The sequence below is a fragment of the Methylocystis sp. H62 genome (assembly GCF_015709515.1).
In the GTDB taxonomy this organism is placed as follows: domain Bacteria; phylum Pseudomonadota; class Alphaproteobacteria; order Rhizobiales; family Beijerinckiaceae; genus Methylocystis.
Genome location: NZ_JADNQZ010000025.1, coordinates 1 through 15,724 on the forward strand (window position 1 = coordinate 1; position 15,724 = coordinate 15,724).

Genomic DNA, 15,724 nt, shown 5'->3' on the forward strand with positions numbered 1-15,724 from the left:
GGTCGTCGCAATCTTTGCGACATAGCGATAATCATCGCGGCTGAAAGGACGAACGCAAAGATATGACTGTATGTCGCCCAGATGCTCGCGACGGGTTTCGTCACGGTGCGCGTATTCGCTATAAACGTCCGATCCCACTCCGAGCTGTTGTGCCAAAAAGGCGACCATGTCGGAGGCGGGAGCCTCCTCACTACCGAGAACTCTGCCGGGAAATTTCAAATAGGCAAGATGCACGGCAAATCCTAATCGATTGGCGTCACGACGTCGTTGGCGGATCAATGTCAAATCATCGAGCGAGAACGTGTACTGCCGAACGATAGCTGCCGGATCTGTCGGCGGGTCGAACAACTCAGCCCGGGATTGTGGGGAAAGAATTTCGTGTTTTTTCATTGCTGGCCTCCTGCTGCGCACACACAAATGGTGGCGCTGCAGTTTGGCCGGCAATTCAAAAATCAGCATTCTTGCAAGAAATCAGAGGTCCAAATCGGGGAGGAGCTGCTTATTTCTAACCGTCCAACCGCCCTTAACGTACGATTTTGGGAAGATTCTGCGCTGACCCCAATTCGAGCTGTCAATAGCCGAGAGTTCGCTTGGGGAAAGCTATTTCATGGTCCGCTTTGCCTATCCCGGCGACGCGGCGGAGGCCCGCCGCTATGCCGCGGCATCGAGGAGCAACGAGATGGAGGCGCGCGCGGTCGATGAAGTCTTCGCGCTCCATAACGCCACAGTGCCGCGCAATTGGAGCTATTCGGCGCAAGGGACGCCGAATCTGGAGCCCGATGCGGTTTATGATGATGGCAAGGAGACGACGCTGCGCTTTGAGGGCAATCGCGAAGTCCCGGCGATCTTCCTCGTCGCCTCCGACGGGACCGAAAGCCTCGTGCCAAAAGACGTGCGCGGCGAACTCGTCGTGCTCCATGCGGTTGGGCGCGAATTGCGCCTGCGCCAAGGCGCGGAGGTTCTCTGCATCTTCAATGAAGCCTTCGATCCGGTAGGCGTCAATCAGGCGACGCGAACGACGAGTCCGAGCGTCGCCCGGCTGCCGCGACGCGCGGCGCGGACGCAATGACGATCACAATCACGTTCAAGGGCGAAAGCAATGAATGAAGATCCGGCAGCCGGCCCACTCGATCAAGAACGTCGCATCACGCCGGTCTCCTCCGTTGGAGATGCGCCGCTGCCGTGGCGCAAAGGATTGGGCGTCGTCGGTCTCGTCGCGCTCTGCGGCCTCGTGCTGTGGGCAAGTTGGAAACGCGCGCCGGCTGAGTCCGAAGCGCGACAGAAGCCGACGATTTCTGTGGCGAATGCGTTCGAACGCCCCCGCGACCCGCCAGTCGCTCGGCTGGAGCCGGCCGCGCTTCCGGTCGCGGCGCCGGCTGTCGCCGAACGATCCAAGTCGGATGAACTCATGGACAGCGCGCGACGCGCGCCTGTGCTCGTCTTCAATCGGCCACAGCAAGCTAAACCCGGCGCGCCGACGGCCCCGTTTCCAGGCATAGACGCTGAGCCGACGGGCTCCATTTACGCGAACGGCTACAGCGCTTCTGAGGCTCGCAACGAACTCGCGAGCAACCTCAGGCCAACAGCGATCGAAGGCGTGCGAGCGGCGCGCCTTCCCAATCGCCATCTCATGGTGACGCAAGGAACCGCCATCCCCTGCGTCTTGGAGACCGCCATGTCGTCCGACGTGGCCGGGTTCGTCTCCTGCGTTGTTGAACGCGATGTCATGTCCGACTCCGGTCAAGTCGTGCTGATGGAGAAAGGGACGCAAATCGTCGGCGAATACCGCAGCACTCTGCGGCGCGGCTCGAGGCGCATGTTCGTCCTGTGGACCCGGGCAAAAACGCCGACTGGAGTAATCGTGGCGCTCGCGAGCCCGGCGACTGACGCGCTCGGGCGCTCCGGATTCAATGGCGAAATCGACAATCATTTCTTTGAGCGCTTCGGCGGCGCTCTGTTGCTATCGATCGTCAACGACGCCGGGCAAATCGCCGCCACTCGGCTGTCGCAGGCCAACGTTCAAGTGAATTCGATCCAGAACTCTGGGCAGAGCGCAGCGGCGATCGCCACCGAGCAATCGATCAATATCCCGCCGACGCTCTATAAGAACCAAGGCGAACTCGTCTCAGTCTTCGTCGCTCGCGATCTCGACTTCTCTTCCGTCTATCGCCTGCGGCTCGTCGAAGGCCGCACGCAAATTCTCGACCGCACGATTCCCAGCGGAGTCCTCGGACCGCAACGGATCACGAAACCATGAGCGGCGAAGAAGCGGCCGTTCTCGACGAGTTCCTGCCTCTTGATAGGCTGGATAACGCCGAGTCGTCGGCCGAGCGCCGCGTCCTGCTGCGATTGCTCGAGCCGATCGCCGATCTCCTCGCCGAACCCGAACTGACCGAGATCGTCGTCAATCGGCCGGGCGAAGTCTTCACCGAAGGCCCGCAAGGTTGGACGCGCCATGCGCGCAAAGGCCTTGGCTTTTCGCATTTGATGAATCTCGCGACCGCCGCCGCGGCCTTCACCCGGCAGGATATCGCTGCTGACCACCCGATCGTCTCGACCGTTCTGCCGAGGGGCGAACGTTGCCAGATCGTCATTCCGCCCGCTGTTCCTGCAGGCACGGCGAGCCTCACGGTCCGCAAAGTGGCCACGGCAGCGATGACCCTCCAAGAATTCGAGCGCCGTTCGCTGTTTGCCGATGTCCGCCAAGCAAGCGACACGCTTTCCAAGGATGAAGAAGAGCTTCTGCGATTCAGAGATTCGGGCCGATGGCGTGAATTTCTCGAACGCGCTGTCGCCAGCCGCCGCAACATCGTGATTTCGGGAGCGACGGGATCGGGAAAAACGACGCTCGCCAAGGGCCTCGTCGCTCTGATCCCTGATCATGAGCGCATTCTCACGATCGAAGACACCGCGGAGCTTGCCGTTCCGCAGCCCAATCATGTGCGCCTGCTCTACGCCAAGGACGGTTCGCGCGTCGCAGAGATCGGCCCGCGTGAATTGCTCGAATCGGCCTTGCGCATGCGCCCCGACCGCATCCTGTTGCAGGAGTTGCGCGACGGCACGGCCTTCTACTATCTGCGCAATGTCAATTCGGGCCATCCCGGCTCGATCACCACGGTCCATGCCGACAGCGCACGGCTCGCCTTCGAACAGCTGACGCTGCTCGTGAAGGAGAGCGCCGAGGGGCGCGAACTCGCGCGCGAGGACATCAGGCGGCTCTTGCATCTCACGGTCGACGTCGTGGTGCAGATGAGCCGCCGCGACGGCCGCTACCGCATCACGGAAATCCACTATGATCCCGAGGCCAAGCGCCGAAATGCGTTCTGAGCCGAAATGCGTTCTGAATCGAGATCGCCCAGGAGTCTCTCCGCGCTGGGCACGAACGCACGCTCGGAATGGGAGCCATGCTGGCCGCGGCTGGTGCTTCCGATAGGTCTTTCGCTCTTGGCGGCGGCGATCTTTCTCCTCGTCGCGTCGAACGTGCTGCTGCTCGGCCTGCGCGCCCATGACGGCGGACTGCATCTCTTCGATATTTTGACGCTGTCGCCGCAGTTCGGAAGTGACAGGCGGCTCGACCGCTGGCTGACCATCGGCTTTCTCGCTGGCGCCGTCACGACATTCGGCCTGCTCGGCGTGATCTTGCGCGCTAGAGCACGGCCGCTGCATGGCGCAGCGCGCTTCGCCACGCCGCGGGATATCAAAGCGGCGGGCCTGCGCGCCAAAAACGGATTATTGCTCGCCGAGGCGAACGGCAGGCTGCTGACCTTCGGCGGAACGGAGCACGTCATCGTCTATGCGCCGACGAGATCCGGCAAAGGCGTCGGGGTCGTCATCCCCAATCTCCTCTCCTGGAGCGACAGCGTCGTCGTGCTCGACGTCAAGAAGGAGAATTTTATCAAGACAGCGGGCTTTCGCGCGGCGCACGGCCAGAAGGTCTATCTCTTCGATCCCGTAAATCCCGAGGGCCGCACGGCGCGCTATAACCCGCTCTCTTGCGTGCGCCGAGATCCCGCCGACCTCTACGACGATCTGCAGCGGATCGCCGGCATGCTGTTTCCGCCCGAACCCCGCGGCGATCCCTTCTGGACCGAAGCAGCGCGTTCGGCCTTCATCGCCATCGGCGGCTATATCGCCGAAACGCCGCAACTCCCCTTCGCGATCGGCGAAATCCTGCGCCAGCTCACAGCGGCAAGCGACGTGAAGACCCATTTCGAAAGCGTTTTGAGCGCGCGAAAGGGCGGCCCAGACCAGCTCTCCGCCTCTTGCGTCGCGGCGCTCAACGATTTTCTCGCCGCTTCGGAGAACACCTTGCAGTCTGTGCGCAAGACCGTCACCGCGCGCCTTGGGCTGTGGCTCAATCCGCGCATCGACGCGGCGACCTCGGCGAGCGATTTCGATCTGAGCAAATTGCGCTCGGAGGCGATTTCGATCTATCTCGCGGTGACGCCCGACAATCTCGACCGGCTGGCGCCGCTCCTCAATCTCTTCTTCCAGCAGGTGGTCGATCTCAACGCCCGCGAACTGCCCGAACACAATCCGGCGCATTCGCGCCAGCTTCTTCTGCTTCTCGACGAATTCCCCTCTCTCGGCCACGTCGGCGTGCTCGCGAAGAGCGTCGCCTTCGTCGCCGGCTATGGCGTCAGGCTCCTGACCGTCTTGCAGAGCCCCTCGCAATTGCGCGCGATCTATGGCGGGGACGAAGCCAAGAATTTTCTGACCAACCATGCCATCGAAATCGTCTTTTCCCCAAAGGAGCACGACGTCGCCGTCGAGCTCTCGGAGCGTTTCGGAACGCAGACGGTAGAAGCCAAGAGTCGATCGCGGCCTTGGGGCTTTTCCAATCGCTCCCGCTCCGAAACGATCTCCGATCACCGGCGTCCCCTCCTCTTGCCCCAGGAATTGAAACTCACGCCCAGAGCCAAGGCCTTCGTGTTGATGGCCGGGGTTCCGCCGATCCTCGCCGACAAGCTCGTCTATTACGAAGATCGCCGCTTTACGGACCGACTTCTCCCGCCGCCGCTCATTGACCCGATGCCAGCGCCCGCCAATGAAGCGCTCGCCTCGCAGGTTCTTCAATTGAAACACGACGTCGCCGAATTGCGCGCCATTATCATTCGCCGCCCATTGACCGAGGCGGAAATTGACGATCCCGCGTCGATCCCCGCCGACGCGCTCTCGAACCTCGCCGACGTCCCGCTCGATCTGGAGAACGTCTCGGAAGAAGCGGTGAGCGCCTGGGTCGCGGGCTATATCGACGGCGCCGCCCGCTATGACGAGGCCTCGCAGGGAGGCGAAGCGAGCGAGAATTCGAGCGCCTCGCAGCCCGTTGAGAGCGAAGATGCGCGCGCCAAGGGCGCGTCTGGACGCGGCCAGCGGCGCAAGCGAACCAGGGAGATGAGCCGTGGCTGAGAAGAACAAAAACGACGGCCGCGCCTTCGAGGTGAAGCGAGCGGCGCAAGACGACGACGATCGGCGGAAACACGCAACCGATCGGCTCTCGGCTTCAGGATCGAGCAGCGCAGCCGAATTCGATTTCTTGCCCGGGCATCTGCGCCGCAAATATTACGTGGTGGAGGTCGATGCGACGGAAGCGAGAATCTACGCTGATCGCGACGGCGAGTATCTCATCGCCAAGGCCGGCCGAGACCGCCTGGTGACGCTTGTCGCCAACATCGAAATCGTCCGTGACCTTGTCGCCATCGCCGCGCATCGTGGCTGGGAAAGGATCGAGCTGACGGGCTCGTTAGAATTTCGGCGGGAGGCTTGGCTCGCCGCCTCCACGCGCGGGATCGAAACAAAGGGCTATGAGCCCTCAGTGCTCGATCGCGCCGCGTTCGCCAAGATGCAAGGACGATCTGAACATGACCAGAGCCATTCCTTCGGCCGCGATCGGAGCGGCGCAAGGGCGCCGGCTCGGCGCTCGTCGTCAACCGAGCGCGGATTAAATGGCGGAGAAGACGACCGCAACGCCCGCTCGCATCTCGCCCTAATCGAGCGCATAGCATTTGCTGCTTTCCCCAAAGACGCCGAAGCACGCAAGCGCATTCTCGACGCGGCGCGCGAACGGATGGTGCATCATCGCCATCGCGGCGCCCGATTCGAACGGGCGCAAGTCGTCGAGGGGAAAAGCAGGCGGTCGCGGGAGTCGGCAGAGAAGTCTGTTAGAAGAACCGCAGGTGCAGATCAAACTGAGCGCGCCTATAGGAATCGATAACGCCCGTCACGCAGGCCGCAGTGAGAGCCGCGTCGATATTTGAAGATTTCATTAATCACGCCGCGATCTCGTCGCAAATGACGCGATATTTTTCATCGCACGCCATCTTGATTCGATTCGTGATCGTCGCGCCGCCCCGAGCCGACAGTTCGCGCCGTCTTCAACTGAACATAGAGAAAAACACATGACGATCGCGCAAAGGTTGAGGGAAGGCGATGCTGTGGGCAAAAACGCGGTTGAAGCGAGCCTGGCGACCTCCGAAAAAGTGTCAGCCTTGCGATCGGCGTTACGCTCGGCGCCAGCGAAAAAAGGCGCCCGCTCCCGCAGCCCTCTCAAAGCCGCGGTCGCGCAATTGCTGCCGGATCTGCTCGCTTTCCGCGCAAAAGGTTACACCGGTACGGAGCTCGCTGAGATCATGCGCAGCAATGGCTTTGCCATCGCCGCCCGCACGTTGAACAAATACATCAACGAAGCGCGCGCTTGTCCCGCCAATCGATGCAAAAAGAAAATCGCGCCCGTCGCGGCCGCCGAATCAAAAACGACGACAGTTAAATCTGGCTCAAGGACAGCCGATGCGGCGAGAACCATGGCGACGCCTCCTTCGCTATTGGCGACGAAGCCTCCGGCGCAAGCTCGAAAAGCTGCGAAGGACGTTCTTGGGCATCGCTTCGATGACGATGTGTAACGAGCAAGACTCAGTGTCGCGCCAAATCGCGACGCTTAACCCCGAAAGCAAAGGACATTCGGACATGGCTACTGCTACTGCCGCCGCCGTCAAACCTCGTCCTCGCGCGGCGGCCTTACCCGCCGCGGTCAAGCGCGTGGCCCTCGTCGCCAATGAGAAAGGCGGCGTAGGTAAGTCTGTGTTTACGCGCACGCTCGTCGATCACCTGCGCACCAGCGGCGAGCGCGTCGCGGCCTATGATGCCGACGGCAGCGTCGGCGCGACGGCGCGCGTTCTCGGCAGCCGCGACGCCAGCGGGTCGGTCGAACGCGTGCAGAATCCGGTCGAAGGCGTCGGCTATTACAATGGCCGCCGATGATGAACGCAACATTCTGCTCGACTCGATCGAGTCGGGCGAAAAGCTTTACGTTCACGATCTCGCCGGCGGTCTCTTGGCCGATCTCACGCGGATCGTCGACGGCGGCGAAGGACTCGACGGTCTTCTCGACGCTTTCGAAGCCCATGGCTACAGGCTGACGCTATTTCACGTCATTTCGCCGGACGTCGGCGCCGCTCAGTCCGTCGCTCGCTGGTTGAGCTTGATCGGCGACAGGGCCGATCACGTCGCGGTGATCAACCTCAAGCACGGCAAGCCGCCAAGCGATTTCCCGTTCTGGTATGGCTTTACCGACGCCAAGGACGTAGCGAAAGGCGGCAAGACGCGCGAAAAACTGCTCGCTATGGGCGGCGTCGAAATCGAGTTTCCCGCTCTGCCTGCCGGCACGTTCGCCAAACTCGACGCCGAGAACATCCCCTTCACGCGCGCCGACAAGGCTGGCTTGCTGACGATCACTGAAAGGGCGCATGTCGCAAAATTCCTGCGCGACTTCGCCGCGGCGCTGACGCCGTCTCTCCCATTCCTCGGCTTGTGAAGCGACGCAACTCGGGGCCGCAATTTGCCCCGTTTCGCTATTGCGGCGATCTCTCCAATGGCGGGCCGATCGCGTTTCTGTCAATAAATTTCGTTAATCCCGCGCGGTTCCTCCAGGTCTGGCTCGACCACGCGCGAAACGGTTTGGCGGGGCGTAGATGACGCCCCGTCCCTGCGCGATGAATTGGTGCCCTCGCCTAACCTTATCCGATTGTCCACTCGCGCCGTTTCCGGACTGGCCCATGTAGATGCGCGCAATCTCGGCTCACGATTAATTACAGGCCCCATCTCTTTTCCGTTTCGGCACCCGCCGCGGTTTGTGTCGACTTAAAAGATTCGCCGCCCTGACAGCGCCCCGCAATCACGTAGAAACCCTCGTTGGCTCTCGACATTTTATCGCGTAGCCTATAGGATACAAAATGCTGCTCGAAGTTCGGAAAACAGACGCGTTCGAAGTTTGGCTTAGAGGGCTGAGAGATCAGCGCGGCAAAGCGAAGATCGTTGCGAGAATCGATCGCTTGGCGCTCGGCAACCCTGGCGACGTCGCACCCGTTGGAGACGGCGTGAGCGAACTGCGGATACAATTCGGCCCAGGTCTACTTCGTGCGACGCGAAAAGACGGTCGTGGTCGTGCTGTGTGGCGGACACAAAGGCAGCCAAGAAAGAGACATAGCGCAAGCGAAGTCACTGGCGGCAGAGTTGGAGGATGAGTGACGATGGCCACGAAAACATCGGCGTTCGACAGCGCGGAATATCTCGACAGCCCCGAAGCGATTGAGGCCTATCTGGAGGATGCATTGGAAAGCAATGATTCGGCGGTCGTCGCGCATGCGCTCGGCGTAATTGCTCGCGCGAAGGGCATGTCGCAGATCGCCCAAGCTGCCGGTCTGTCGCGGGAAAGCCTTTACAAGGCGCTCAGCGCTGAGGGCAATCCAGAATTGGCCACCGTACTGAAAGTGATCAAGGCGCTTGGCCTCAAGCTGACGATTGCACCGACTCATCACGCGGCCTGACCCCCAATTAAGCCGGTCGTTCGATCAGCGCCGTGAAAGCCCCACACGCATGCCCAAGGCGCGCTGACAAACCGCGCCTCGGATCTCAAGCGAGCGCCTGCTGAGTGGACGCACGAGCCGACGCTGCGCATCTTCCGAACGACTGGCAATGAAAAATTCCGGCTCGAGTCATTACATACTTGGCGCGGGGGGAAGTCTTGGAGCGCCACGCGATGGCCAAGTTCGACAACGTGAAGTTTCCTGGCGACGAACCGTGACGCGGACACGCAAGGCCCGAAGCGTCCGGCGACCCCGAAATCGAAGAAGGAGCGACCAGCGAGCAAAGGTCGCGTCCATAAGGGGAAGATTCGCAACTGATCGGCGCGACTCCCTCGCCCGACCCCTAACCAACTTCCTCGCTGTGTCCACCGAACGACTATGACCGTCGATTGCATAGGGGATCGGCGCGCACCGATCGCCTTTTCCGATCGAGGCGCTCACCTATCCTTGATTTTTTCAACTCGCGGCGGCCGGGTCTTGCCGATGGCCTTCGCGAGCTCGTTCGAGAGCCAATCGCGTTTGGTTTCAACTTCGGGCATATCCGCCACGAACTGCGCCACTTGCTTTGCGAGTTCGAGGTTTGCGGCGTTCTCAGAACGCCGCAGGTCCTCGGCCTGTCGGCGATAGGCCTCTCTGACATCCGCTTGCCTTTCCCGCGTCTTTGCCTCCCAAGGGCGCGCCGAACGTTTTCCCCTTCGCGATTCCTTGACGATCTCTTCGCGGGAGAGCCGCTCCACGCGCGGCAGCTCGCCGCGTTCCCTAATCACGCGAACGACGCCGCGCTCGGCTTTTCTGACCTTGCCACGTGTGCGGCGCGGCGTCGCTTCCGCCTCGACGCCGCGCATTCGCAATTCGCCGGCGAATTGTTCGCGCCACGTCGCGAGATCGGCCTTGCGAGGATTGAGTCGCCTCCCGTCGTAGCCGAGGGAGCGCACGGTGAGGTGGACATGCGGGTGCTCATCGTCGAGATGCTGCACAAAGACATAATCATGCTGGCTGCCGAAGGTCTCGATCGCAAAGGCGCGGACGGCGTCCTTCACGGCGATGGGGTCGGTTCCCGGCGGCATCGATAAAATGATGTTATGAGACAACGGCCCGTCCCGACGCCGACTGCCATCTAGTTCGGCATCGTCTGCCCACCGCTCTTGGATGTCACGCAAACCTTGCCGGCCATCCATAACTGCGCCGATTTCAGTTTCGGCCGCCAGTTCGCCGTTGCGTGTGATATATTCGAAATGAGATTTCAGATGAGCGACGGTCTTGGTCTTGCCGGTGATCTTGACCATCACCTCCGGCGCCTTGGCGACGATCCGCTGCAACTTAGCCCGCGTGACGGGGGTGAGCTTGCTGGAGTCGATAGGCTCAGGAATTTCCCATTTCGCACGCTTCGGTCTTCGGACCGGCGTTCTCCAGACATAGGAGATCGGCGGCAGTTCGAGGTCGCGGTCGCCCTCGCCGCTCATCAACGGCCCTGCCAATAATCGGCGTTTCGCCTGAGCGCGGCGCGTAGTTCGGCGAGAGCGGCCTCGATTTGCGCCGAAGCCTCTCGGATCGCTTCGGCCTCGATCTTCACCGATTGCCCAATTAGCCGGTTCAGATTGGCAGCATGAGCAATCTGGTTGACGTTGCCGCCAATGCGGTTCAGTTCGCGCGCCACCGCTCGTAGGGCCTGGCGTTCGTCATGCGTCTGCTGCACCGGAAAACCGAGCCGCGCCCTTACCAGCGATGCGATCCATTGCGTGCGGTTCATGCCGCGTTGCGCCGCGATGGTTGCCAGAAGATGCAGCTCGCTTTCGCTCAGTCTGATCGTCACCTTGCGCGACGCGCTTGTCGTCATCATCGCACGCGCCGGCGCTCTTCCGTCGCCGACCGCTCGCTCGATGAGACGCCGCATCAAAGCGGATTTGCCGCCTTCCGTCGCCGCCATCGCCGCGAATTTTTCAGCGAGCGCATCGTCGATATGAAATCCCAGAAACGCCATGCGTTTGCTTTGTCCCTTCAAAGGGCGAGTGTTTAAAAACGGCTGGCGGAAAGCCTATCCTGCACTCGTCTTCGAAAAACACGATGCGCTTTATTTTTGAGTCTCAGCATTCGATTCCTATGAGTGACCCTTGAGTCGCGGCGAGTTCTTCGGCTCCTTCGGATCGTCGGCAGCAGGCATGAAGATCGATGCGATCGTCCAGCCCGTTTCCCTTCTTGCCCGCGCCTTTCCCACACCCTCCGGCCTCACTACGGCGCTATCTGATGAGCGCGTTCGGCCTCCGGGCGCTCCGCTTCGCTTCGTCCCTGCGGGATGGAAAAGCCGCTTGCCGCTCGCTGCCGGATCGACCGCCATCAGAGCGGCTCGTGCATTCGAATCTCGACGAGAGCGAGTTCGGCGAGCAACACTTGTGCTTCCTCACCGTGGTCATCGAAGACGACAATCCCGAAGTGCGAGCCTCTTTTCGAAACGCGCCCCAGGATTAAGCGACCGCCTCTTTGCTCATGGCGGACACGCATGATGACCTCCGATGCAGATTTTCGCTGCGCCGCCGGAACGAACTCACCCTCAGGTAGCCCCGCTGCGCCGTGTTTCGTCTCATCCTTCGTTGGCTGAGGTAGGGATGGTTCCCCGCGGATAATATGTTCTGTAGCCGGCTCTGCATCATCGTTTTCGTTTGGCTTAGCAAGCGCTTCTTCGATGAACGCTTCGGCTTGCGGGCGCGAAAAGGATTCATGCTGCGCGCAGAATTCCTCGACTCTTGCCGCATCTCGCTTCCATAGCTGATAGAGTTCATAGACCGCCCGAAGCGGTGAGGCTGAAAGCTTATCTCGGAGCACCTGCGGCATCTGGCCAATCGATGCGTGCATGGCGACGAAACCCTTGCTCTTGGCGAGCCGTCTCGCAATGTCCTTTTGCTTTTCTCCCGCCCTGAGACGCGCCTCGATGAAAGCGGCAATCTCCGTGGCTGAAAGGTCGTCGCGCTGAATGTTTTCGACCATCTGGTCATATGGATCATCCGCCTGCCCAGCCTGAATGATGGCTTTGATGGTTCTCAGACCGGCCAAACTCGCCGCACGGAATCGGCGCGCGCCAAAGACGATGCGGTGCTTGCCGCTTTCTTGCTTTTTGGTGACGCCGATCGGTTAGAGAAGGCCGCGTTCGCGGATCGAGGCGGCTAACTCCTCGAGAGCGGCCTGGTCGAAATTGCGACGCGGCTGCCCTGGATCCTCCTCGATTTGGCTCAACGCGATCTCGAGCACCGCGCCAGAGCCGACCGCGGGTTCGAGGCCCTCGAGCTCGTCGAGCAGCAAGGCAACGTCGTCGAGTTTTTGGGCGTAGCTCATGCAAGTTCCATTTTGGCGGCGAGTTTGTCGAAGACCATCCGCATTTCTCGCCCCGCCTCGCGCGCGGCTGTTTTCGGCAGGCTCCACACGGGCTTCTTTTCCGCCAGAGCCTCGCCGATCGACGAGCGCTGCGGGATCACCCCGTCGAAGAGATATTTCGTGCCGAATTTCTGGACGAGGCTCTTCAGGTTGTCGCGCTGGCGCGGGGATGTTGACTGCAGGCGGTTGGGGATCAAGCCGAGAAAATTGAGGTTAGGATTGTACTTCTGCCTCACGCCGACAATATGCTTCAAAAGCGTCTCGATGCCGTCGATTGCGTAATCGTCGAGGTCAATCGGCGCCAACACGAAATGGCCAGCTACTAGTGCAGCGAGATTGCGCACGCCAAAGGTCGGCGGCGTGTCGATCACCGCGACGTCGTAAGATCGCGAAACGTCCTCGATGTTCGAACGAAACTGCTGAATGATCTTTCCATCGACCGTGAGAATTCCGCGCAAGGCCGGAGTGGCGGGCGCGACGCGGATGCCGGGCGCCGACAGCGGCGGAACAGCGACCGACCGCGCGAAGAACGCGGCGGCCTCGGGCTCGCGAATCTGAGCGGAGAGCGTCGTCGTGCCGTTGCTCTGCGGGTCGAGATCGATAAAGAGGACGTGCTTTCGATGCTCCGCAAAATACCAGGCGAGGTGAACGGCGATCGTACTCTTTCCGACGCCGCCCTTTTCGTTGTTCACGACGAGCACTTTCACGAAGCTGAAGCCCTCTTCGGCTTGGGTCACGTCCGGTTCAACGAATCGGTTGCGAATCGTTGCAGCGGAGAAAACAAATTTGACGGCCCTTGCGCGACTGGGAAATTCCTCAGGGGTGGAAAAAGGTTTATCTGACAAACTTCCGGGAAGACCGTCGCCACTCCACGGAACAGATCGCTGAGCCGCAGAGCAAGGGGAGCTCTTGGCTCGAAAGTTTGTCTGACAAACTTCCTTACATGCTTCGGGGAGGAGCAGAGGCGCGCGGAGCGCCAGGGCGCGTGTCCTATTGAGCCCATTGAGTCACCGAATGCGCCTGCAACATTTGCCTGCGAACGCCGCAACGAGAAGGGAGCCCAGGGCTTTGGATCCGAGGGGGTTTGGCATCTGCTGCTTTTTGACCATACGTCGAGCGACAAGGGTATCGACAGCGGGCTCAGCGAGTGACGAAGCGATCCGGCGCCCTGATCAATATCGAGCTCCGGAACGGCTTCATATCGCGTCCCAGCATCTCGGCAACCGTCACGAAACCTGGGCGACTGCGTGGGGGTGGCTACGCCGTGACAATGGCCTAACGCCCTGGAGGAACTGTCGACAGCCGATCTTCGAAAGGTGCAAGAGCGAATAAGCGATCGAGAGTGGGCGGAGAGCGTGCTCGCAAAAAATCGGGCGGGTAAGGCCGTCGCCGCGCTTGTGCTCGACATCGACGACATCGCTCGAAAGGCGCGCGTCAAGTCGCTGCTCAAGACGTGAATCAAGAATGGCGCTCTCGCGTTGAAGAACGACAAAACGCGCGCGGGTCGCCCACGGCCCATCATCATTCCAGGAGCACTAGTTTGACCGCGCAAGCTCCCGACCATGATCCGAACCATGGAAAACCCCAAAAAAACGCCAGCGCTCGCGAAGCTCCGCCGCGGAAAACTCACGATCGCGCAGGCCGCCACACTCAAATCGCCGTCTCCCATCGTCTCTTTGTCGCATTCCGCGCGGCTCATCGCCTTCGCTCGAAATCTATCTGCGCGTCATTCAATGGCTTGGCGAATAGGACGATGCGGCGAGTGACGGCTCGCGAAGTCAACCTTCATGGGTTGCGATATCGATCCGGCGGTGCTTGCTCGTGCGCCTTGGATCAGTGCCGGCCAAGGGGCTGCTTCAAGCGCTCAGCAACTAACTGCCGGCGGGAGGTTTGAAACTTCGCGCCGGCGGTCGAACTCTGCAAGCTCACTTCGTCTTCAGCCATTCATCGACGGCGCTTTGAGCTTGCTCTTTTGTATAGCCGTAGTGCGCCTGCAGCCGGCCTTCAAGTTGTTCGCGCCTACCATTGATTTCGACAATATCGTCGTCTGTCAGACCTCCCCATTTCTCCTTTAGCTTTCCGGCTATCTGCTTCCAATTGCCGGCTATTGTGTCCCAGGTGGGTAATTGACTCTTGGGCGCGGGCGCATCGTCGCTCTTGGTCGCGGGCGCCGCCGCAGCATCGTGATATCCGGGCATGCCGACAACATTCGGCGGTTTCCATTTGCCTTGCGCTAGAGATTCCCGGTCCACTGGCGAGGCCTTTCCCGGTAATATATTATGCGGGCTCGTTAGCCGATCGCTCTATCCTTTTTCAAGCGGCTGCAATCGGCGCTAAGTCGACGCCATTCACGGTCCACGCCAATTGTGCGCTCGCGCACCGTCATTCTAGAGGATCGATTGATAATCTCTCCAGCGAAAAGGAGCGGAAATGCAATTAGGAACTGTCAAATACTACAGCCCAGAACGCGGCTTCGGGTTTGTGCGGCCGGAGAGCGGCGGAGCGTCGGTATTCGTCCACTTCAGCGTCTTTCAGCGCGCGGGGATCGTGAACATTACGCCGGGCTCGAAGGTCTATTTCGAGACCGGCGTCGATCCCCGCCGGGGGACCGAGTGGGTCGAAGAGGTGGAGTTGGCATCGCTTCGTGTTCGATCGTAAATCGCCGCGCAGCGCGAAGAGCGACGGTCTCGCGGATCTAGCGTCCGTCTTTGGTGGAAAAAGCTACTCAAAGGCTTCGCATTGCGGAAGCGTATGCACATCAAGCCGGTCTTTGGAAAAATCGATCCCAACATAGACAGCGTCCATCATGTCCCGTCCTTGCCTAAGTGGGCTTCGCTTCGCGCGGCCCAAGCGACTGTTCGGGTTCGAATGGAACGGCGGACGAGCGGCCAAGCTGAGGAACGGGCTCGATCGCCCGAGGATGAGCCGGCGTCCCATCCGCCACCGCAGCGGAAATGTTAGGTGATACGGCACGGTTTAAGTTCAAGCGATGATCAAATACTTGCCGGCTTCGTCCTTGCCCCGGATGACGGCATGGCTATGCGCATGACGGTGTCGAAGTGGTCGACGCCGACCCAGTTGAGCGTCGTTCCGAGGTCAGCCTTCGTTACGACGTCAATCCCAAATAGGCGGCGACGTCGATCGGTGTAGCGCAACGCGAAGCACGAATTCTCCGTGCGCTCCTCGCATTCGCGAAGCAGGCCCATGGCGGACATCGACGGCACCATAGATCTCCCCAGTCATAGGCGGGCAACCCGCGCAGGATACGTCCTCGCGACGTCGGCTCGAGGCGCCAGATAAATATGAAATCATCCCCACGCGATCAGCGACGGCTCCCAGGGCGCTTGGCCGAAAAGGTGGGATATTTGTCCTGCTGCGAACTGAAGCGCGCGTGAAGATCGCGTCATGAAAAAGGAATTCACGCCCAGACGTGACCAAAAGGATCGCGCACTGTTCCGCTACGATCTCCGTAGAACCTATTCTGCAGACCGCAGACC

Annotated in this window: 17 protein-coding genes and 2 pseudogenes; 11 read left to right on the forward strand and 8 right to left on the reverse strand. The window is 60.7% G+C overall.

Annotation, left to right across the window (positions count from 1 at the left end; all coding sequences use genetic code 11):
* The coding region (locus IYY11_RS00780; protein ID WP_196402373.1) for a DUF4158 domain-containing protein at positions 1–390 on the reverse strand (390 nt) is incomplete at its 3' end.
* Positions 391–568: 178 nt separating this feature from the next.
* Between IYY11_RS00780 and IYY11_RS00785 the strand changes: the two genes are divergently transcribed.
* The 8 genes from IYY11_RS00785 to IYY11_RS00815 all read left to right on the forward strand — a co-directional run bounded on the left by IYY11_RS00785 (position 569) and on the right by IYY11_RS00815 (position 7,810).
* On the forward strand, positions 569–1,069 hold the full coding sequence (locus IYY11_RS00785; RefSeq protein ID WP_281431652.1) for a TrbG/VirB9 family P-type conjugative transfer protein: 501 nt from the start codon (positions 569–571) through the stop codon (positions 1,067–1,069).
* A gap of 30 nt (positions 1,070–1,099) precedes the next feature.
* Positions 1,100–2,257, forward strand: a complete 1,158-nt coding sequence (gene virB10 / locus IYY11_RS00790) for a type IV secretion system protein VirB10 (protein ID WP_196402374.1) — start codon at positions 1,100–1,102, stop codon at positions 2,255–2,257.
* On the forward strand, positions 2,254–3,327 hold the full coding sequence (gene virB11 / locus IYY11_RS00795) for a P-type DNA transfer ATPase VirB11 (RefSeq protein WP_196402375.1): 1,074 nt from the start codon (positions 2,254–2,256) through the stop codon (positions 3,325–3,327). The genes virB10 and virB11 overlap by 4 nt, the downstream gene beginning before the upstream one ends.
* 93 nt (positions 3,328–3,420) lie before the next feature.
* The gene (locus IYY11_RS00800) at positions 3,421–5,409 is read left to right on the forward strand and encodes a type IV secretory system conjugative DNA transfer family protein (protein WP_312029673.1); all 1,989 of its coding nucleotides are present in this window, start codon (positions 3,421–3,423) and stop codon (positions 5,407–5,409) included.
* Positions 5,402–6,214 (forward strand): LPD7 domain-containing protein, encoded by an 813-nt coding sequence (locus IYY11_RS00805; protein WP_196402377.1) that lies wholly within the window; start codon positions 5,402–5,404, stop codon positions 6,212–6,214. Before IYY11_RS00800 ends, IYY11_RS00805 begins: the two co-directional genes overlap by 8 nt.
* Before the next feature lie 352 nt (positions 6,215–6,566).
* On the forward strand, positions 6,567–6,899 hold the full coding sequence (locus IYY11_RS00810; RefSeq protein WP_196402378.1) for a hypothetical protein: 333 nt from the start codon (positions 6,567–6,569) through the stop codon (positions 6,897–6,899).
* Between the two features lie 64 nt (positions 6,900–6,963).
* A complete protein-coding gene (locus IYY11_RS22520; RefSeq protein ID WP_246719531.1) occupies positions 6,964–7,257 on the forward strand; it encodes a P-loop NTPase in 294 nt (97 codons plus the stop codon).
* Positions 7,244–7,810 carry a hypothetical protein gene (locus tag IYY11_RS00815; RefSeq protein WP_246719532.1) on the forward strand — a complete coding sequence of 189 codons (567 nt, stop codon included), beginning with the start codon at positions 7,244–7,246 and terminating at the stop codon, positions 7,808–7,810. The genes IYY11_RS22520 and IYY11_RS00815 overlap by 14 nt, the downstream gene beginning before the upstream one ends.
* Before the next feature lie 274 nt (positions 7,811–8,084).
* Here IYY11_RS00815 and IYY11_RS22525 read toward each other — a convergent pair whose 3' ends face one another.
* Positions 8,085–8,393, reverse strand: a complete 309-nt coding sequence (locus IYY11_RS22525; RefSeq protein ID WP_246719536.1) for a hypothetical protein — start codon at positions 8,391–8,393, stop codon at positions 8,085–8,087.
* Between IYY11_RS22525 and IYY11_RS00820 the strand changes: the two are divergent.
* Positions 8,280–8,523 (forward strand): annotated as a pseudogene (locus IYY11_RS00820) (type II toxin-antitoxin system RelE/ParE family toxin). The gene IYY11_RS22525 and the pseudogene IYY11_RS00820 sit on opposite strands and share 114 nt — an antisense overlap.
* 2 nt (positions 8,524–8,525) lie before the next feature.
* Positions 8,526–8,822: an addiction module antidote protein gene (locus tag IYY11_RS00825; RefSeq protein ID WP_196402379.1), complete on the forward strand. Its 297-nt coding sequence runs from the start codon at positions 8,526–8,528 to the stop codon at positions 8,820–8,822.
* Between the two features lie 476 nt (positions 8,823–9,298).
* Here IYY11_RS00825 and IYY11_RS00830 read toward each other — a convergent pair whose 3' ends face one another.
* The 5 genes and pseudogenes from IYY11_RS00830 to IYY11_RS23385 form a co-directional block, all read right to left on the reverse strand.
* Positions 9,299–10,324, reverse strand: a complete 1,026-nt coding sequence (locus tag IYY11_RS00830) for a relaxase/mobilization nuclease domain-containing protein (protein ID WP_196402380.1) — start codon at positions 10,322–10,324, stop codon at positions 9,299–9,301.
* Positions 10,324–10,842: a plasmid mobilization protein gene (locus tag IYY11_RS00835; protein WP_196402381.1), complete on the reverse strand. Its 519-nt coding sequence runs from the start codon at positions 10,840–10,842 to the stop codon at positions 10,324–10,326. Before IYY11_RS00835 ends, IYY11_RS00830 begins: the two co-directional genes overlap by 1 nt.
* Positions 10,843–11,195: 353 nt before the next feature.
* A pseudogene (locus tag IYY11_RS22530) lies at positions 11,196–12,188 on the reverse strand (ParB/RepB/Spo0J family partition protein).
* Positions 12,185–12,964: a ParA family protein gene (locus tag IYY11_RS00845; RefSeq protein ID WP_312029674.1), complete on the reverse strand. Its 780-nt coding sequence runs from the start codon at positions 12,962–12,964 to the stop codon at positions 12,185–12,187. The pseudogene IYY11_RS22530 and the gene IYY11_RS00845 overlap by 4 nt, the downstream one beginning before the upstream one ends.
* A gap of 1,188 nt (positions 12,965–14,152) precedes the next feature.
* Positions 14,153–14,479: a CsbD family protein gene (locus tag IYY11_RS23385; protein ID WP_312029675.1), complete on the reverse strand. Its 327-nt coding sequence runs from the start codon at positions 14,477–14,479 to the stop codon at positions 14,153–14,155.
* 178 nt (positions 14,480–14,657) lie between these two features.
* On the opposite strand from IYY11_RS23385, the gene IYY11_RS00855 reads away from it, so the two are divergent.
* Entirely contained in the window at positions 14,658–14,885 is a 228-nt protein-coding gene (locus IYY11_RS00855; protein ID WP_196402382.1) for a cold-shock protein, read from the forward strand.
* A gap of 335 nt (positions 14,886–15,220) precedes the next feature.
* On the opposite strand, the gene IYY11_RS00860 is transcribed toward IYY11_RS00855, so the two are convergent.
* On the reverse strand, positions 15,221–15,454 hold the full coding sequence (locus IYY11_RS00860) for a hypothetical protein (RefSeq protein ID WP_196402283.1): 234 nt from the start codon (positions 15,452–15,454) through the stop codon (positions 15,221–15,223).
* Between the last annotated feature and the right edge of the window lie 270 nt (positions 15,455–15,724).